The sequence below is a fragment of the Pseudogulbenkiania sp. AW2-16 genome, from assembly GCF_056824575.1.
Genome location: NZ_CP157668.1, coordinates 950,207 through 969,528 on the forward strand (window position 1 = coordinate 950,207; position 19,322 = coordinate 969,528).

Here is a 19,322-nt window from a genome sequence, read left to right on the forward strand (position 1 = left end):
TCAGTAGTCGTCGTGCCGGCTGCCCTGGCGTTTCGGGCGCAGGCTCAGCTTGGTTTTTTCCAGTTGGCCGATCACGCCCGGCCCGCGCCGTAGCGCCACGCCGACGGCGAGGATGTCGATCAGCACCAGGTGCACGATGCGCGAGATCATCGGGCTGTAGGTCTCGGTGTCTTCCGGGGCGTCGGCCACCAGCGTCACCGTGGCCTGCTTGGCCAGCGGCGAGCCGCTGGCGGTGATCGCCACCACCTTGGCACCGGCGTGGAGCGCTACCTCGACCGCGTCGAGCAGCTCGACGGTGCGGCCGGAGTTGGAGATGGCCACCAGCACGTCGCCCTCGCCCAGCACCGAGGCCGCCATGATCTGGGTGTGGGTGTCGGCGTAGGCGACGGTGGGAATGCCGAAGCGGAAGAATTTGTGCTGGGCGTCGGCGGCGATGATGCCGGAGTTGCCCAGGCCGTAGAACTCGATGCGGTTGGCGTTGGCCAACAGCTCCAGCGCGGCGTTGACCGCCGCCGGGTTGACGTCGTTACGGCACTTGAGCAGCGCCGACACGGTGTTGTCGAATACCTTGGCGGCGATCTCGGAGGTCGGGTCTTCGGGACGCACGCTGGAGTGCACGTACGGCACCCCAGTGACCAGGCTGCCCGCCAGCTTGAGCTTGAAATCCGGCAAGCCGGTACAGCCCATGGAGCGGCAGAAGCGGATCACCGTGGGCTGGCTCACCCCGGCGCTGGCGGCGATGTCGGCCACCGCCGCCTGCATCATGGTGTAGGGCTGTTCCAGGACCAGGTCGGCGACCTTGCGTTCGGCCGCCGACAGGCTGCCCAGCTGATTGCGGATTCGTTCAAGCATGCTGCTCCTCCAGGTGCGCGGCCAGCGCGGCGGTGGCGCCCAACAGCGCCGGCATGGCGTGCGTCATGATGTACACCGGCACCGCCGCGAGGTAGCCGGAAAAGCGCCCCTTGTCTTCGAAACGGGCACGGAACGGCGAGCTCTGGAAGTAGTCGAGCAGGCGCAGCACGATGCCGCCGCCGAGGTAAACCCCGCCGCGGGCGCCCAGCGTCAACGTCAGGTTGGCCGCCGCGGTGCCGAGCATGGCACAGAATGCGTCCAGCGTCTCGCGGCAGCGCGGGCATTCGCCGGACAGGGCGCGGGTGGAGATGTCGGCGGCGCGCAGGTCTTCGGCCTCCTCGCCGGCCAGCGCGGCGAGCGCCTGGTAGATCAGCACCAGGCCGGGGCCGGACAGCAGGCGCTCGGCCGAGACGTGGCCGTAGCGCTCGCGCGCGAAGTGCCAGATCTGCGCCTCGCGCTCGTCGAACGGGGCGAAGCTGACGTGGCCGCCCTCGCCCGGCACCGGGGTGGCGCCGTGGGCGTGCGGCACCAGCGCCGAGACGCCGAGCCCGGTGCCGGGGCCGATCAGCGCGCACGGCGCGCCGGGCACGGCCTCGCCACCGCCGACCTTGATCAGCGCGTCGGCCGGCAGGTGCGGCAAGGCCAGCGCCATCGCCGCCCAGTCGTTGATCACCAGGAACGAGTCCAGCGCCAGCGCCTGGCGCGTGGCTTCGATCGAGAACGCCCAGTGGTGGTTGGTCATCTGCACCCAGTCGCCGGTGACCGGGTTGGCGATGCCGATGGAGGCATGCCGCACCGTGGCGCCGACGTCGGCGAGGTAGGCGCGCACCGCCGCTTCCAGCGTCGGGTAGTCGGCGCAGGCCAGGACCTTGATCTGTTCCGGTTCGGCGCCGCCGGTGTAGAGCGCGAAACGGGCATTGGTGCCGCCGATATCGGCGACCAGCCAGGGGAAAGCTATCAGGACGCCCAGTAAACATCGAGCGGTACCTCCGTGTGGTGCAGGACATGACTGATCGGCAGTGCGTCGTCGACGGCCTGCCGCGCTTGTTCGAATACCCGGCGCTTGGCCGGCCCCTGGATCGCCAGGAACAGCCGGCCACAGGCCAGCAGCGCGGCCAGCGTCATGCTGAGGCGCGTGTGCGGCGCCGCCGGCGGGGTGACCGTGAGCAGCCATTCGGCCGACGGCAGCGCGAGCCCGGCAGCGAGTTCCGGCGCGGCCGGGAACAGCGAGGCGGTGTGGCCGTCGTCGCCCATGCCGAGCACAGCGACGTCGGGCTGGCGCCGGGCGGCGCGCGCCGCGGCCGGGCTGGCGGCGGCATCGTCGGGGTGGAGCGCCAGCGGCAGGAAGCGCGCCGCGGCGGCGGCGCCGGTGAGCAGGTGCTGGCGCACCAGCGCGGCGTTGCTGTCCGGGTGGTGTTCCGGCACCAGGCGCTCGTCCACCAGCGTCACCGTCACGCGCGACCAGTCGAGGCCGCTTTCGGCCAACCTTTGCAGGAAGGCCACCGGCGAGCGCCCGCCGGACACCGCCAGCACCGCCTCGCCGCGTTCGCGGATCGCCGTCGCGAGCGCGCCGCTCACCGCCTCGGCCAGCGCCGTGGCGGCGTCGGCAGGCGTATCGAATTCAAACCATTGCATGGTGTCGTCTCATCTTTATTTCACTCTTCACAGACTAAAGCCCATCCCAGTAGGGGAGCGAGCCAAAGCAGGTTGAATGCCGCCAGCGCACAGGAACCGGAATGGACACAGGGTCCATGAGGATTCCGAGCACTGCAGGCGCTCAAGATGCGAAGGCGCAGCCACCTAATGGGGTGGGATTTCAGCTTTCCTCGTGCCACGACACCCCATCCCGCGACAGCAGCGCGCTGGAGGCGGCCGGGCCCCAGCTGCCGGCGGTGTACTGCTTGGGCGGCGTGGTGCTGTGCTGCCAGTGGTCCATGATCGGCTCCACCCAGCGCCAGGCCTCCACCAGCTCGTCGCGGCGCATGAACAGCGCCAGCTTGCCGCGGATGACGTCGAGCAGCAGGCGCTCGTAGGCGTCGGCGCGGCGCACCTTGAACGATTCGTGGAAGTCGAGGTTGAGGTGCACCGGCTGCAGGCGCTGGGTGTCGCCCGGCTCCTTGGACAGGAAGTAGAGGCGGATGCTTTCTTCCGGCTGCAGGCGGATCACCAGGCGGTTGGCGGTGTTCAGGCCCATCGGGCTGGGGAACAGGTGGTGCGGCACGTCGCGGAAGTTGATCACGATCTCGGCCAGGCGTTCCTGCATGCGCTTGCCGGTGCGCAGGTAGAACGGCACGCCGGCCCAGCGCCAGTTGTCGATCTCGGCCTTGATGGCGACGAAGGTCTCGGTCTGGCTGCTGGCGGGGATGCCCTGCTCCTGCAGGTAGCCCACCACCGGCTGGCCGTTGGCGGCGCCGGCCTTGTACTGGGCGCGCACGGTCTTGGCGGCGACGTCCTGCTCGCTGAACGGGCGCAGCGCTTTCAATACCTTGAGCTTCTCGTCGCGCACCGCGTCGGCGCCGAGGTTGGCCGGCGGCTCCATCGCCACGATGCACAACAGCTGCAGCAGGTGGTTCTGCACCATGTCGCGCAGCGCGCCGGTATTATCGTAGAAGTCGCCGCGCGTGCCGACGCCGAGCTCTTCGGCGATGGTGATCTGCACGTCGTGGATCCACTCGCGGCGCCACAGCGGCTCGAACAGCGCGTTGGCGAAGCGGATCGACAGCAGGTTCTGCACCGATTCCTTGCCGAGGTAGTGGTCGATGCGGTAGAGCTGTTCTTCCTTGAAGTGACGCGCCACCGCTTCGTTGATCTCGTTGGACGATTCCAGGTCGTGGCCGAGCGGTTTTTCCAGCACCACGCGTACCTTGTCGTGGTTGAGGCCGACCGCCGCCAGGTTGTCGCAGATGCCCTCGAACAGGTCCGGCGCGGTGGCGAGGTAACAGACGGCGACACGCTCGCTGTGCTGGTTCAGCACCTCGGCCAGCGCCGGGTAGTGTTCCGGCGTGGCGGCGTCTACCTTGAGGTAGTCCACGCGCGCGAGAAAACCCTGCCAGGCGGTGTCGGAAAAGTATTCCTTGATGTGGATGCGCGCGCTCTTCTCCACCATCGCCAGGTAGTCTTCGCGCGCCATGTCGCGGCGACCCAGCGCCAGGATGCGGCCTTCTTCGTTCAAGAGGCCGGCGGCATGAGCCTGGTACAGCGACGGCAGCAGTTTGCGCATGACCAGGTCGCCGGTGCCCCCGAACAGCACCATGTCGAAGGCCGGGGTGTGCAGATTAGCGTTGTCCATCCTGAGTGTTCTCTCGCACAGTGGGTTGTGATGTAGTTATATTACCATTCGACGTGCCGCTGTCTACGGCAATTACACGGCCAAAGACAACAATTTCGATGCTGCAAAGCAACATAGAAATCAACGAAAATCCTTTATAAGCAATGGTTTTCAGCATTTGCACCACAGCCGCAGCGAGAAACCCGCTGCAACGTATTGCATTTTGATTGTAGTAAAACTACCATTCATCGCACATTACCCACCGGGATTACACCATGGCCTTACATCCCGTCATCGCCGACGTCACCGCCCGTATCGTTGCCCGCAGCCAGCCGCGCCGCGCGGCTTACCTGCAGCATCTCGACGCCGCCGCCAAACGCGGCCGCGTGGAGCGCACCCAGCTGTCCTGTACCAACCTGGCGCACGCCTTCGCCGCCATGCCGGACACGGTCAAGATTCATCTGAAGGAAGCCAGCCGGCCCAACCTCGCCATCGTCTCGGCCTACAACGACATGTTGTCGGCGCACCAGCCGCTGGAAGCGTTCCCGGCCTGGATCAAGGACGAGGCGCTCAAGGCCGGCGCCACCGCGCAGTTCGCCGGCGGCGTGCCGGCGATGTGCGACGGCGTGACGCAGGGCCAGGCCGGCATGGAGCTCTCGCTGTTCTCGCGCGACGTGATCGCCATGAGCACCGCCGTGGCGCTGTCGCACCAGATGTTCGACGCCGCGCTCTACCTCGGCGTGTGCGACAAGATCGTGCCGGGCCTGCTGATCGGCGCGCTGACCTTCGGCCACCTGCCGGCGGTGTTCGTGCCGGCCGGGCCGATGACCACCGGCATGTCCAACGACGAGAAGGCGCACATCCGCCAGCTCTACGCCGAGGGCAAGGTCGGCCGCGACGTGCTGCTGGAATCGGAGGCGCAAAGCTACCACGGCCCCGGCACCTGCACCTTCTACGGCACCGCCAACTCCAACCAGATGCTGATGGAGATCATGGGCCTGCACCTGCCGGGCACCGCCTTCGTCACTCCGGGCACGCCGCTGCGCGAAGCGCTGACGCGCGCTGCCGCGCACCGTGCCGTGGCGATCAGCCCGGGCGGCGAGCACTACACCCCGGTGGGCCGCCTCGTCGACGAGAAGGCGGTGGTCAACGGCATCATCGGCCTGTTGGCCACCGGCGGTTCGACCAACCACACCCTGCACCTGGTGGCAATCGCCCGCGCCGCCGGCATCGACATCAACTGGGACGACTTCGACGAGCTGTCGGCGGTGATTCCGCTGCTGGCACGCGTCTACCCCAACGGCAAGGCCGACGTGAACCACTTCCACGCCGCCGGCGGCATGGGTTTCCTGATTCGCGAGCTGCTCGACGCCGGGCTGCTGCACGAGGACGTCACCACCATCATGGGTCCGGGCCTGCGCGCCTACACCACGGAACCGTGGCTCGACGACGGCCAGCTGGCCTGGCGTCCGGCGGCGGCCACGAGCCACGACAGCGGCGTGCTGCGTCCGGCGGCGGAGCCGTTCTCGGCCGACGGCGGCCTGCGCGTGCTCAAGGGCAATATCGGCCGCTCGGTGATCAAGGTCTCGGCGGTCAAGGCGGAACACCGCGTGGTGGAAGCGCCGGCGGTGATCTACCACGACCAGGACGAACTCTTGGCCGCGTTCAAGCGCGGTGAGCTGGAACGCGACTTCGTCGCGGTGATCCGCTTCCAGGGCCCGCGCGCCAACGGCATGCCGGAGCTGCACAAGCTGACGCCGACGCTGGCGGTGTTGCAGGAGCGCGGCTTCAAGGTGGCGCTGGTCACCGACGGCCGCATGTCCGGCGCCTCCGGCAAGGTGCCGGCGGCGATCCACGTCTCGCCCGAGGCAGTTTCCGGCGGCCCGATCGCCAAGCTGCGCGACGGCGACCTGGTGCGCGTCGACGCCAACAGCGGCGAACTGACGGCCCTGGTGGCGGAGGCCGAATGGGCCGCGCGCGAGGTGGTTTCGGCCAACCTTGCAGGTAATGATTTCGGCGTCGGCCGCGAACTGTTCGCCGGCATGCGCACCTTGGCCGACGTCGCCGAACACGGCGCGATGACCTTCCACCACCCCCTGTGGAGAGATTGAAAGCAATGGATGCACTGACTCTGTTACGCCAAAGCCCGGTGATGCCGGTGATCGTGGTCAACGACGCCGCGGTGGCGGTCGACCTCGCCCGCGCGCTGGTCGCCGGCGGGATCCGCACCCTGGAAATCACCCTGCGCACCAAGGCCGCGCTGGCCGCGATGCGCCGCATCCGCGACGAAGTGCCTGACGCCCTGGTCGGCGCCGGCACCGTGCGTACCCGCGCCCACCTGGAAGCCGCGCTCGACGCCGGCGCCCAGTTCGGTCTCAGCCCGGGCTTCACCCCGGAGCTGGCCGCCGCCGCGCGCGCCTCCGGCGTGCCGTTCATCCCCGGCGTGGCCACGCCGTCCGAGGCGATGCACGCCCAGGACGAAGGCTTCAACATCCTCAAGCTGTTCCCGGCCGAGGCGGTGGGCGGCATCAAGCTGCTCAAGGCGCTGGCCGGCCCGCTGCCGGAGCTGCGCTTCTGCCCGACCGGCGGCATCGACGCCAGCAACGCGCCGGCCTACCTGGCCCAGCCCAACGTGCTGGCAGTGGGCGGTTCGTGGCTGACCCCGGCCGACGCCCTCGCCGCCCAGGATTGGGAACGCATCACCCAGCTGGCCCGCGAGGCCAGCGCGCTGGCGGTGCGCTGAACCCCCGTTTTTGTTGCTTGTTGCTTCCTTGCAGGGCCTGCCGACTCTCCCGGACAGGCCCTTTTTTCATGCCCCGGCCGCCGCCCCGCCGCGATGCGCCCGCCGCTCCCTTCCCCTTCCCCTTCCCCTTCCCCTTCCCCTTCCCCTTCCCCTTCCCCTGCCCCGACGCCGGAACGCCGCGCCCGGCGCTGCGAGTGCCCGGCCCTGAAACTCGGTCCCGCGCTGTCTATAGTTGTGGCAATCGCGCCATGCACGGCCCACCGGGTGCGGCATCGGCGCCCTCACCGCCCCCATGACAAAGGAACGTGGCGCCATGAGCCACCTCGATCCCCTGCCCGTGGCGCGGCTGTACCGGCGCTGCGACCCCGAGCTGTTCGCCTTCGCCACCACCGCCGAGCTGGACGACCTGTCCGAGATCATCGGCCAGTTGCGCGCCGTCGGCGCCACCCGCTTCGGGCTGGGCATGCGCCACCACGGCTACAACGTCTACGTCATGGGCCCCAGCGGCAGCGGCAAGCGCACCATGGTGCGGCAGTTGCTGGCGCAGCAGGCGGCCGGCGCGGCGCCGCCGTGCGACTGGTGCTACGTCAACAATTTCTCCCAGCCACACAAGCCGCGCGCCATCCGCCTGCCCGCCGGCCGGGGGGCGACGCTGCGCGACGACATGCAGCAGCTGGTGGACGAGCTGCGCGCCACCATCCCCGCCATCTTCGAGGGCGAGGAATACCGCCGCCGCCTCGACCAGATCAACGAGGAGTTCACCCGGCAGCAGACGCAGGCGTTCGAGGAGGTCGGCGACGCCGCGATCCAGCACGGCATCGCCCTGCTGCGCACCCCCAACGGCTTCTCCTTCGCCCCCGCCAAGGACGGCGAGGTGATCAGCCCGGAGGAATTCGCCAAGCTGCCGCGCGAAGAGCAGGAACGCATCGAGCGCGACACCGACACCCTGCGCGTGCAGCTGGAAAAGGCCATCCGCCAGGTGCCGCGCTGGCGCCACGAACGCATCGAGCGGGTGCGCCAGCTGAACGAAGAGGCGGTGCTGTTCGCGGTGGGCCAGATGATCGACTCGCTGCGCGAGGACTACGCCGATTTCGAACCGGTGCGGCTCTACCTCGACGAGGTGCAGCAGAACATCATCGCCAGCATCGACGACTTTCGCCAGCCGCGCGACGGCGCGCCCTCCCAGTCCGGCTTGCAGGGCCTGGGCGACGGCGCCGACTTCAACCGCTTCCGCGTCAACCTGCTGGTCGATCACGGCGGCCGCCCGGCGCCACCGGTGATCGACGAGGAACACCCCACCTGGCAGAACCTGATCGGCCGCGTCGAGCACCTGTCGCAGATGGGCACGCTGATCACCAACTTCCTGCAGATCAAGCCCGGCGCGCTGCACCTGGCCAACGGCGGCTACCTGCTGCTGGACGCCATCAAGCTGCTGAGCCAGCCGTTCTCGTGGGAGGCGCTCAAGCGCGCGCTGGCCACGCGCGAGATCCGCATCGAGTCGCTGGGCCAGATGTACAGCCTGATCAGCACGGTGTCGCTGGAGCCGGAGCCGATCCCGCTCGAGGTCAAGGTGCTGCTGCTGGGCGACCGCATGCTGTACTACCTGCTGGCGGAATACGATCCGGAGTTCGGCGAGCTGTTCAAGGTGGCGGCCGATTTCGAGGACGAGGTGCCGCGCACCGGCGACAACGCCCTGCTGTACGCCCGCCTGATCGCCACCCTGACGCGGCGCGACGGGCTGCGACCCTTCGAGCGCGGCGCCGTGGCGCGCGTCATCGAATACGGCGCGCGCCGCGCCGAGGACGCCGAACGGCTCTCGCTGCACATGGAAAGCCTGGCCGGGCTGGTGCGCGAGGCCGATTACTGGGCGCAGCAGGACGGCCTTGCCCGCGTCGGCGCCGAGCACGTCGAACGCGCCATCGCGGCGCAGATCCACCGCGCCGACCGCCTCAAGGAACGCGTACACGAGGCCATCCTGCGCGACATCCTGCGCATCGACAGCAGCGGCGAGCAGATCGGCCAGATCAACGGCCTGTCGGTGTTCGAGCTGGGCCAGTTCGCCTTCGGCCAACCTTCGCGCATCACCGCCACCACGCGCCTGGGCGACGGCGAAGTGGTCGACATCCAGCGCGAGGCCAAGCTGGGCGGGGCGATCCACTCCAAGGGCGTGCTGATCCTGTCCTCGCTCCTGGCGACGCGCTACGCCGCCGAGCAGCCGCTGTCGCTGTCGGCGAGCCTGGTGTTCGAACAGACCTACGGCATGGTCGAGGGCGACAGCGCCTCGCTGGCGGAATTGTGCGCCCTGCTCTCCTCGCTCTCCGGCCTGCCGCTGCGCCAGGCGCTGGCGGTGACGGGTTCGGTCGACCAGTTCGGCCGGGTACAGGCGATCGGCGCCGTCAACGAAAAGATCGAGGGCTTCTTCGACATCTGCCGCCAGCGCGGCCTGAACGGCGAGCACGGCGTGCTCATCCCCGCCGCCAACGTGCTGCACCTGATGCTGCGCCGAGACGTGATCGAGGCCGCGACGGCCGGACTGTTCCACGTCTACGCGGTGGACACCGTGGACGAGGCCATCGCCTTGCTCACCGGCGTGGAGGCCGGCGCCGCGGACGCGAGCGGCCTCTTCCCGGAGGGCAGCGTCAACCGCCGCGTGGCGGACCGCCTGCATGGCCCGGCCGACATCGCCCGCGCCTACAGCCAGCCGGACAAGGGCGACCAGGCCGGCAGCGCGCCGCCCCCGCTCCCAAAGCAAGGCACGGCCATGGACAAGCCTAGCCCCGGCAAGGTGCTGCTGGCGCTCGACGTCTCGCCACGCAGCCGCGCCGCGCTGGAACTGGCGGCGGCGCTGGCCGCCGCGCGCGATGTCGAACTGGCGGGATTGTTCATCGAGGACATCAACCTGCTGCACCTGGCCGCCCTGCCCTTCACCCGCGAGATCGGCCAGTTTTCCCGCGCCTCACCGCTGGGCACGCAACAGCTGGAGCACGCCCTGCGCTGCGAGGCGGAGCAGGCGCGCCACCTGCTCGCCGACACCGCCACCCGGCTGCAACTGCGCTGGTCGTTCCAGCTGGCGCGCGGGCAGATCGCCACCGAACTGTTCGCGCGCGCCGACGAACCCGATCTGGTGGTGCTGGGCAAGAGCGCGCGCATGGGCACCATGCCGCTGTGGACGCTGCTGTGCGAGGCGCCGCCGCCACCGCGCCGCGCCGCCCGGCCGCGGCTGCTGGTGCTGTTCAACGGCTCGCCGGGCGCCGCACGCGCCCTGGCGCTGGCCCGGGACCTGGCGCAAAGCCAGGACGGCGAACTGCGCGTGCTGATCCCGGCCGACAACGAAGCCGACTTCCTGCGCCACGCCAACGCCGCCATGGCGCTGGCGCCGGCCAGCGCCGGCAGCTGCCGCCAGCTGCTCCCCGGCGACAGCCGCGCCCTGGCCGCCGCGGTGCGCGAGGAAAACGCCACCAGCCTGGTGCTCGACGGCAGCCGCTCGCTGCGCAGCGGCACGGGCTTCGCCGCCTTGCTCAACGACATCGACTGCCCGGTGATCCTGGTCAGCTGAGGCGCGCGCCCGCCGCCGGGACGCGGGCGCGACGGCACGGCCGGCTGCCTATACTTCAGCCATGCACGGCCCCGTGCCGCGACAACAACACCATCGGACACGATCCGACAGGGAGGGAGCAGCATGGCCATCATCGGCATTGACCTGGGCACATCCAACTCGGCGGCGGCCGTGCTGCGCGGCGGCCGTCCGGTGCTGATTCCCAGCGCCGAGGGCGTCAGCCTCGGCGGCAAGGCGTTTCCCAGCTACGTCGCGATCACCGCCGACGGCCAGATGCTGGTGGGCGAAGCGGCACGGCGCCAGATGGCGGCCAACCCGGAAGGCACCGTCACCGCCTTCAAGCGCCAGATGGGCACGCGCCAGCGCCTGCGGCTGCGCGACCGCGAGTTCTCGCCGGAGCAGCTCTCCGCCTTCCTGCTGCAGAAGATCAAGCGCGATGCCGAAGCCTTTCTCGGCGAAGCGGTGAGCAAGGCGGTGGTCACCGTGCCGGCCTATTTCGACGACAACCAGCGCAGCGCCACCAAGGACGCCGCCGCCATCGCCGGGCTGGACGTGGTGCGCACGGTTAACGAGCCCACCGCCGCCTCGCTCGCCTACGGCCTAGACCGCGCCGGCCAGGAGCTGCGCATCGCGGTGATCGACCTGGGCGGCGGCACCCTCGACGTCACCATCATGGAATTCGGCCAGGGCGTGTTCGAGGTCAAGTCCACCAGCGGCGACACCCGGCTGGGCGGCACCGACATGAACCAGGCGATCTTCGAGGCGCTGGCGCAGCGCTTCTACGAACAGAGCGGCATCGACGTGCGGCGCGACACCAAGGCGGCGGCGCGGCTCCTGGAGGCCGCCGAGATCGCCAAGGTGGAACTGTCCAGCAGCGTCACCACCCACTTGAGCCTGCCCTATATCGGCGTGGCCGGCGGCGAGCCGCGCCACCTCGAGCTGGATCTGGGGCGCGCCGAACTGGAACGGCTGGTGCGGCCGGTGATCGAGCGCTGCCGCCGCCCGGTGGAGCAGGCGCTGCACGACGCCGGCATCACGCCCCAGGCGGTCGACCGCGTGGTGTTCGTCGGCGGGCCGACGCGCATGCCGGCGGTGCGCGCCTTCTTCGAGGAGCTGTTCGGCAAGCCGGCGGAGATGGGGGTCGACCCGATGGAATGCGTCGCCAGCGGCGCCGCGATCCAGGCCGGCGTGCTGTCGGGCGAGGTCAGCGACATCGTGCTGGTCGACGTCACCCCGCTCACCCTCGGCGTGGAAACCCTGGGCGGCGTGGCAACCCCGCTGATCGCACGCAACACCCCGGTGCCGGTGCAGAAGACCGAAACCTTCACCACCGCCTCCGACCTGCAGACCGCCGTCACCATCCACGTCTACCAGGGCGAGCGCGCCATGGCCGCGGACAACGTCAGCCTCGGCGAATTCAACCTCGACGGCATCCCGCCGGCGCCGCGCGGCGTGCCCAAGATCGAAGTCAGCTTCGACATCGACGCCAACGGCATGCTCAACGTCGCGGCCCGCGACATTGCCAGCGGCAAGAGCCAGTCGGTGCGCATCAGCGGCTCGACCCGGCTGGCGCACGACGTCAAGCAGCGCATGGTCGAAGAGGCCGAGCACTACGCCGAGGCCGACAAGAAACGGCGCGAGGACGCGGAAACCCTGAACGAGGCCGACGGGCTGTGTTACCAGGCCGAAAAGCTGCTGGCCGACTTCGGCGACAAGCTCACCGCCGACCTCAAGCAGCGCCTGGAACAGGCGCGGCGCGCCACCAAGGAGGCCTGTACCCAGCATGACGCGGCGCGCGCCAAGAGCCAGGCCGACGAGCTGCGCAAGCTGCTCAAGGAGGCCGGCAGCTCGATCTACGCCCAGAGCCAGCCCTCCGGTGCCGGACCCTACCAGGAAGTACGCTACGGCCCCGACGCCCAGCCCGAGGTCTCGACCGGCGGCGAGCCGCGCCCAAGCGGCGCCGGACCGCGCGGACGCGTGGTGGACGCCGACTACCACTAGCTGAACGGGTGCCGCCATCGATACTGCCAGGACGGCCAAACGCGATTACTACGAGGTGCTCGGCGTGGCGCGCGACGCCGACGCCAAGGCGATCAAGGACGCCTTCCGCTCCCTCGCGCTGAAGTACCACCCCGACCGCAACAAGGCGCCGGAAGCAGAGCAGCGCTTCAAGGAGATCGCCGAGGCCTACGCCGTGCTGTCCGACCCGAAGAAGCGCGCCGACTACGACGCCGGCGGCTTCGCCGGACTGGAAGGCATGCCCCCCGAGGACCTGTTCGGCGGTGTCGACTTCGACACCCTGTTCGGCGGGCTGGGCTTCGACCTGGGCGGCGGGCTGTTCGAGCGTTTCTTCGGCGGACGCCGCCGCGCCGCGCCGGCGCACGGCGACGACATCGAGGTGCTGCTGCGCATCCCCCTGGAGCGGGCGCTGCACGGCGGCGAGGAGCCGGTGCCGATCGCCCGCCGCGAGCCCTGCCCGACCTGCCACGGCAGCGGCGCCAAGCCGGGCACCGCGCCGCGCGTCTGCGCCGTGTGCCACGGCAGCGGCCAGGAAGTGAAAAAGAGCCAGAAGCGCGGCATCGTGTTCCAGCAGGTCACGCCCTGCCCCGCCTGCGCCGGGCGCGGCCGCATCATCGACGAGCCCTGTGCCGAGTGCCACGGAGAGGGACAGACCACGCGCAGCGAAACCCTCACGGTGAAAATACCGCCCGGCGTCGAGGAAGGCATGGTGCTGCGCATCCCCGGCCACGGCCAGGCCGCCACGCCGGCGGGCGTGCCGCCCGGCGACCTGCTGGTGGTGGTGCGCACCCTGCCCGACGCCCGCTTCGAGCGCGACGGCGCCGACCTGTGGTGCCGCCAGCCGCTGCCTCTCACCGACGCCGTGCTCGGCACCGAACTCGCCGTGGCGACGCTGGATGGCGAGGCGCGCGTCACGGTGCCGCCCGGCACCCAGCCCGACACCGTGCTGCGGCTGCGCCACAAGGGCCTGCCCTACTTCGGGCGCGACGAGCGCGGCGACTTGCTGCTGCGGCTGCAGGTGCAGATTCCCGAACGGCTCTCCGCGGCCGAGCGCCGGCTCTACGAGCAATTGCGCCAGCTGGCGCGCTGAACGCGCCGTCCACCCCCTCGCCAAACCGCGCCGCAGCTTCTAACATCGCAGCATGATCCGTAGCCAGCCCGCGAGGCTTTGACTCCCATGAAACTGTTTCTGGCCGAAGACGACGCCGTCCTGGCGGACGCCCTGCTCACCCGCCTCACCCAGCTCGGCTTCGACACCGCGCACGCCGCCGACGGCCTCGACGCGCAGCAGCGCCTGCTCGCCGAGGACTTCGACGCCGTGGTGCTCGACATCGGGCTACCCGGGCAGGACGGCCTGGCCGTGCTGCGCAACGTGCGCGTGCACAAGCCGGCGCTGCCGATCCTGCTCCTGACCGCGCTCGACAGCATGGAAGACCGCGTCGCCGGGCTCGACGCCGGCGCCGACGACTACCTGGTCAAGCCGTTCGACTTCCCCGAACTGGAAGCGCGCCTGCGCGCCCTGCTGCGCCGCCAGCGCGTCGCCGACAGCCCGCGCGACGAGCCGCGCTTCGGCCGCCTGCGCCTGGACCGCATCGGCCAACGCGCCTGGGCCGACAACGTAGCGCTGGAACTGTCGGCACGCGAGCTGCAGCTGCTCGACATCCTGATGAGCCACGCCGAGCGCGTCGTCACCAAGGAACAGATCGCCACCGAACTGTCCGGCACCGGGGAAGAAGTGGGCGCCAACGCGGTCGAGGTCTACGTGCACCGCCTGCGCAAGAAGCTCGACGGCAGTGGCGTCGGCGTGCGCGCGGTGCGCGGCCTGGGCTATCTGCTGGCCAGCACCGACGCGCCGCGCTAAAGGTTGGCCGAAGCCCGACGACAAGGAGCCCCGATGTCCCCTCCCCGCCAGTTGTCGCTGCGCCGCCAGCTGCTGCTGTGGCTGCTGCTGCCGCAGCTGGTGCTGTGGCTCGCCGCGGCCTACCTCGCGTACGCCATGGCGCTGGGCTACAGCAACGAGGTGATCGACCGCAGCCTGGCCAAGTCCTCGCGCGCGCTGGCGCGCCAGGTCAAGCCGTTCGGCAACGGCTTCTACGTCGACTTCCCGCAGGCGGCGCGCGAAATCCTCGAGGAAGACCCCAACGACCGCGTCTACTACATGGTCAGCTCGCCGCCGGAGGCCTTCCTGCTGGGCGACCCGGCGATGCCGCGCCCACCCGCCGGGCTGCCGGTGCGGGCCGGCGCCAGCTACTTCTACAACGCCGCCATGGCAAAACAGGGCAACCAGCTCGGGGTGCGCGTGGCGGCGCTCTACCTCAACGCCGGCACCCCGGACCAGCCGCAGCTGATGCTGGTGCAGGTGGCCAAGAGCCGCGCGCTGAGCGCCGAGCTGGCGCACAAGATCCTGTTCGACATGGGGCTGCCGCTGTTGGGCCTGATGCTGCTCACCAGCGTGCTGGTCTGGGCCGGCATCAGCCGCGGCCTGTCGCCGCTCAGGAACCTGCGCCGCAGCGTGGAACACCGCTCGGCGCGCGACCTGGCGCCGATCGAGGCGGAAAACGCCCCATCCGAGGTGCGCGCCCTGGCCACCGCGATCAACACCCTGCTGGCCGAGGTGCACGGCCGGGTGGCGCAGCAGCGCCGCTTCATCGCCGATGCCGCGCACCAGCTGCGCACCCCGCTGGCCGGGCTCAAGTCGCAAAGCGAGCTGGCGCAGGGCGAACTGCACCAGGCGCAGCCCGACGTGGCGCGCGCCTGCCGCCAGCTGGAGCAGGTGCACACCAGCGTCGAGCGCTCCATCCGCCTGGTCAACCAGCTCTTAGCGCTGGCGCGCGCCGAGCCCGAGGCCGGGCTGCAGCTGGCGCCGCTCGACCTGGCGCAGCTGGTGCGCGAAGTGAGCGCCGAGGCGGTGCCGCGGGCGCTGGCGCGAGACATCGACCTCGGCGTGGAGGGCGGCGCCGCGCCGCTGACCATCGCCGGCCACGCCGGCCTGCTGCGCGAACTCGTGGCCAACCTGCTCGACAACGCCATCCAGTACACCCCGATGGGCGGCGAAGTCACCGTGGCGCTGCAGCCCGGGCCGGGCGAGGTGTGGCTGCGCGTCAGCGACAACGGCCCGGGCATCCCGCCCGCGGAGCGCGAGCGCGTGTTCGAGCGCTTCTACCGCGGCAGCGCCGAGGGCAAGGGCAAGGGCTGCGGTCTCGGGCTCGCCATCGTGCAGGAGATCGCGCGGCGCCACCGCACCTCGGTCACGCTGTCCGAGCACCCGCCGCATGGTCTCACCGTGTCGTTGCGCTTTGCCCTGAGCGGGCCCCCCGGCCCCGCCCGCTGACCCCTGTTCTCCGTCCCGATGCTGCTTTGCCGGCACGGCGCCGGCCCGTGCCCGGGCCGGCCGTCGTGTAGTTGGTACACTACGGCGCACCCCTCGTGCTGCATCGCATCATCCGTTTCCGCCTGCATCGGCCGGCCTCGCCGTTTATTCATGCTGCATCGCACCCAAAACCGTTCAAGTTCTTACGTCAGCCAGACGCAAAACTTACGCAAAACTTACAGCAAGCCGCTATAGTTTTCGCAAGCCGTCACGGCAGGCCGCCCCACACGCCGCGCGACGGACCGACAACAATACCGAGGAGATAGAGCATGAAACTGAAGCGCCTGAGCGCGGCCCTGCTGGCCGCCAGCCTGCTGCCCGCCACCGTGATGGCCGGCAACGTCGAAGTGCTGCACTGGTGGACCTCCGGCGGCGAGGCCAAGTCGGCTCTCGAACTGAAGAAGATGATGACCGCCAAGGGCCATACCCGGCGCGACTTCGCCGTGGCCGGCGGCGGCGGCGACAACGCCATGACCGCGCTGAAGACGCGCGTGGTCTCGGGCAACCCGCCCACCGCGGCCCAGATCAAGGGCCCGGCGATCCAGGAATGGGGCGCCGAAGGCGTGCTCGCCAACATCGACCCGGTGGCCAAGGCCGGCAACTGGGACAAGCTGCTGCCGCCGGTGGTGAGCCAGGTCATGAAGTACAAGGGCCAGTATGTCGCCGCCCCGGTCAACGTGCACCGCGTCAACTGGCTGTGGGTCAACCCGGAAGCCTTCAAGAAGGCCGGCGCCACCGTGCCCAAGACCTGGCCGGAATTCTTCGCCGCCGCCGACAAGCTGCAGAAGGCCGGCATCCAGCCGGTCGCGCACGGCGGCCAGCCGTGGCAGGACGCCACCCTGTTCGAATCCGTCGCGCTCGGCGTCGGCGGTGCCGGCTACTACAAGAAGGCCTTCGTCCAGCTCGACCAGGCCACGCTGGCCGGCCCGACCACGGTCAAGGTGTTCGAGACCCTGCAGCGCGTGAAGGGCTACATCGACAAGGGCGCGGCCGGCCGCGACTGGAACCTGGCCACCAACATGGTCATCACCGGCAAGGCCGGCATGCAGTTCATGGGCGACTGGGCCAAGGGTGAATTCACCGCCGCCAGCAAGCAGCCGGGCAAGGACTACCTGTGCGTCGACGCCCCGGGCACCGCCGGCATGTTCACCTTCAACATCGACAGCCTGGCGATGTTCCAGCAGAAGGACCCGGCCTCGGTCAAGGCGCAGGCCGACCTCGCCGCCACGGTGATGAGCCCGGCGTTCCAGGAAACCTTCAACCTCAACAAGGGCTCGATCCCGGCGCGTCTCGACACGCCGATGGACAAGTTCGACGACTGCGCCAAGAAATCCAAGGCCGACCTGACCACCGCCTCCAAGAGCGGCGCGCTGGTGCCGAGCTTCGCGCACAAGATGGCGATGCCGTCGGCCACCGAAGGGGCCATGGTGGACGTCATCTCGCAGTTCATGAACTCCAGCATGACGCCCAAGGCTGCCGCCGAACGACTGGCCAAGGCCGGCAAGGTCAAGTAAGAGCTGCATCAGGCGGCTGCGCCTTTGCATCTTGAGCGCCGGCGCTGCTCGGAATCCTCATGGACCCGATGTCCATTCCGGTTCCTGTGCGGCGGCGGCACTCAACCTGCTATGGCGCGCCCGCCTGCTGAAAGCCTCTCAGCCGATGACGGAAGCGGGGAGCCCCTCCCCGCCGTGTTCCCCGCTCTCGCTACGCTAAGGAATTCCCATGTCCCATTCTTCGTCTCCGGCCGGAGTCCGTGCCCTGGCCGACGCCGCGCCCGCGGCCGCCAGTCGCCAGCGCCTGGCCGACCGCTGGCTGCCCCGGCTGGTGCTGAGCCCGACGATCATCATGAGCCTGGTGTTCGTCTACGGCTTCATCGCCTGGACCGCCTGGCTCTCCTTCACCGAATCGCGCCTGCTGCCGCGCTACGACTGGGCCGGCCTGACCCAGTACCTGGCGCTGTTCGACAACGAACGCTGGTGGACCGCCGTCGCCAACCTCGGGGTGTTCGGCGGCCTGTTCATCCTATGCACGCTGGTGGTGGGCCTGCTGCTGGCGGTGCTGCTCGACCAGAAAATCCGTGCCGAAGGCGCGCTGCGCGCCGTCTACCTGTACCCGATGGCGCTGTCCTTCATCGTCACCGGCACCGCCTGGAAGTGGATGCTCAACCCCGACATGGGGCTGCAGAAGGTGCTTAACGACTGGGGCTTCGCCAACTTCACCTTCGACTGGCTGGTCGACCCGGACCGCGCCATCTACACCGTGGTGATCGCCGGGGTGTGGCAGTCGTCCGGCTTCGTCATGGCGCTGTTCCTCGCCGGCCTGCGCGGCGTGGACGACTCCATCATCAAGGCGGCGCAGGTGGACGGCGCAAGCCTCCCCACCATCTACCGCCGCATCGTGATCCCGTCGCTGCGCCCGGTGTTCTTCAGCGTGCTGCTGATCCTGTCGCACATCGCCATCAAGAGCTTCGACCTGGTGATGGCACTCACCGGCGGCGGCCCGGGCACCTCGTCCGACGTGCCCGCCATCTTCATGTACCAGTTCGCCTTCACGCGCGGCCAGCTCGGCCTCGGCGCGGCCTCGGCGATGATGATGCTGATGACCATCGTGGCGGTGCTGGTGCCGCTGATGTACCTGGAAACGAGGAGTGCGAAACGTGGCTAACAAGCTCTCAATCGGCCGGCTGCTGGTCTACGCCGCGCTGGCGCTGGTGGCGCTCTACTACCTGCTGCCGCTCTACGTGATGCTCACCACCTCGTTCAAGACGCTGGACGACATCCGTCAAGGCAACCTCTTGTCGCTGCCGCACGCCTGGGACGGCGGCGCCTGGGCCAAGGCCTGGGCCTCCGCCTGCACCGGCATCGAATGCGGCGGCATGAAGGGCTTCTTCTGGAACTCGGTGAAGATGACCGTACCGGCGGTGCTGATCTCGACGATGATCGGCGCGGTGAATGGCTATGTCGTCTCGATGTGGCGCTTCCGCGGTTCCGATGCCCTGTTCACCCTGCTGCTGGTCGGCTGCTTCATCCCGTTCCAGGTGGTGCTGCTGCCGATGGCGCAGCTCTTGGGCTGGCTCGGCATCGCCAACACCACCGCCGGCCTGGTGCTGGTGCACGTGATCTACGGCACCGCCTTCACCACGCTGTTCTTCCGCAACTTCTACGTCACGGTGCCGGACGAGCTGGTGAAAGCGGGTCGCATCGATGGCGCCGGCTTCTGGACCATCTTCTTCCGCATTCTGCTGCCGGTGTCCGGGCCGATCTTCGTGGTGTGCATCATCTGGCAGTTCACCCAGATCTGGAACGACTTCCTGTTCGGCGTGGTGTTCGCCGCCGGCGAAGCGCAGCCCATCACGGTGGCGCTGAACAATCTGGTCAACACCTCCACCGGGGTCAAGGAATACAACGTCGACATGGCTTCCGCCATCATCGCCGCCCTGCCCACCCTGTTCGTTTACATGGTCGCCGGCCGCTACTTCGTGCGCGGACTGACGGCCGGCGCCGTGAAAGGTTAA

The 19,322-nt window shown here is 69.4% G+C and carries 14 protein-coding genes; 10 read left to right on the plus strand and 4 right to left on the minus strand.

Features of this window, described 5'->3' with window-relative positions:
* The 4 genes from hexR to zwf all read right to left on the minus strand — a co-directional run bounded on the left by hexR (position 1) and on the right by zwf (position 4,141).
* Positions 1–852: a transcriptional regulator HexR gene (hexR, locus tag ABKF58_RS04650; protein ID WP_008954650.1), complete on the minus strand. Its 852-nt coding sequence runs from the start codon at positions 850–852 to the stop codon at positions 1–3.
* Positions 845–1,822 carry a glucokinase gene (locus tag ABKF58_RS04655; protein WP_482584330.1) on the minus strand — a complete coding sequence of 326 codons (978 nt, stop codon included), beginning with the start codon at positions 1,820–1,822 and terminating at the stop codon, positions 845–847. The genes hexR and ABKF58_RS04655 overlap by 8 nt, the downstream gene beginning before the upstream one ends.
* Entirely contained in the window at positions 1,810–2,487 is a 678-nt protein-coding gene (gene pgl, locus ABKF58_RS04660; RefSeq protein WP_482583549.1) for a 6-phosphogluconolactonase, read from the minus strand. Before pgl ends, ABKF58_RS04655 begins: the two co-directional genes overlap by 13 nt.
* A gap of 181 nt (positions 2,488–2,668) precedes the next feature.
* Entirely contained in the window at positions 2,669–4,141 is a 1,473-nt protein-coding gene (gene zwf / locus ABKF58_RS04665) for a glucose-6-phosphate dehydrogenase (RefSeq protein ID WP_482583550.1), read from the minus strand.
* A gap of 254 nt (positions 4,142–4,395) precedes the next feature.
* Here zwf and edd point away from each other — a divergent pair, with 254 nt between their 5' ends.
* The 10 genes from edd to ABKF58_RS04715 all read left to right on the plus strand — a co-directional run bounded on the left by edd (position 4,396) and on the right by ABKF58_RS04715 (position 19,322).
* Positions 4,396–6,231: a phosphogluconate dehydratase gene (gene edd, locus ABKF58_RS04670; RefSeq protein ID WP_482583551.1), complete on the plus strand. Its 1,836-nt coding sequence runs from the start codon at positions 4,396–4,398 to the stop codon at positions 6,229–6,231.
* 5 nt (positions 6,232–6,236) lie between these two features.
* A complete protein-coding gene (locus ABKF58_RS04675; protein ID WP_482583552.1) occupies positions 6,237–6,863 on the plus strand; it encodes a bifunctional 4-hydroxy-2-oxoglutarate aldolase/2-dehydro-3-deoxy-phosphogluconate aldolase in 627 nt (208 codons plus the stop codon).
* Positions 6,864–7,176: 313 nt separating this feature from the next.
* Positions 7,177–10,419, plus strand: coding sequence for a Lon protease family protein (locus ABKF58_RS04680; RefSeq protein ID WP_482583553.1), 3,243 nt, complete (start codon positions 7,177–7,179; stop codon positions 10,417–10,419).
* A 123-nt stretch (positions 10,420–10,542) separates the two neighbouring features.
* On the plus strand, positions 10,543–12,420 hold the full coding sequence (gene dnaK, locus ABKF58_RS04685) for a molecular chaperone DnaK (RefSeq protein ID WP_482583555.1): 1,878 nt from the start codon (positions 10,543–10,545) through the stop codon (positions 12,418–12,420).
* 64 nt (positions 12,421–12,484) lie between these two features.
* Complete coding sequence (locus ABKF58_RS04690) at positions 12,485–13,528, plus strand: DnaJ C-terminal domain-containing protein (RefSeq protein WP_482583557.1); 1,044 nt, start codon at positions 12,485–12,487, stop codon at positions 13,526–13,528.
* Positions 13,529–13,615: 87 nt separating this feature from the next.
* Positions 13,616–14,299: a response regulator transcription factor gene (locus tag ABKF58_RS04695; RefSeq protein WP_008954640.1), complete on the plus strand. Its 684-nt coding sequence runs from the start codon at positions 13,616–13,618 to the stop codon at positions 14,297–14,299.
* A 33-nt stretch (positions 14,300–14,332) separates the two neighbouring features.
* Entirely contained in the window at positions 14,333–15,769 is a 1,437-nt protein-coding gene (locus ABKF58_RS04700; protein ID WP_482583558.1) for a sensor histidine kinase N-terminal domain-containing protein, read from the plus strand.
* Positions 15,770–16,077: 308 nt separating this feature from the next.
* Positions 16,078–17,322: an ABC transporter substrate-binding protein gene (locus tag ABKF58_RS04705; RefSeq protein ID WP_482583560.1), complete on the plus strand. Its 1,245-nt coding sequence runs from the start codon at positions 16,078–16,080 to the stop codon at positions 17,320–17,322.
* Between the two features lie 208 nt (positions 17,323–17,530).
* Complete coding sequence (locus ABKF58_RS04710; protein ID WP_014085568.1) at positions 17,531–18,472, plus strand: carbohydrate ABC transporter permease; 942 nt, start codon at positions 17,531–17,533, stop codon at positions 18,470–18,472.
* Positions 18,465–19,322, plus strand: coding sequence for a carbohydrate ABC transporter permease (locus ABKF58_RS04715; RefSeq protein ID WP_482583561.1), 858 nt, complete (start codon positions 18,465–18,467; stop codon positions 19,320–19,322). The genes ABKF58_RS04710 and ABKF58_RS04715 overlap by 8 nt, the downstream gene beginning before the upstream one ends.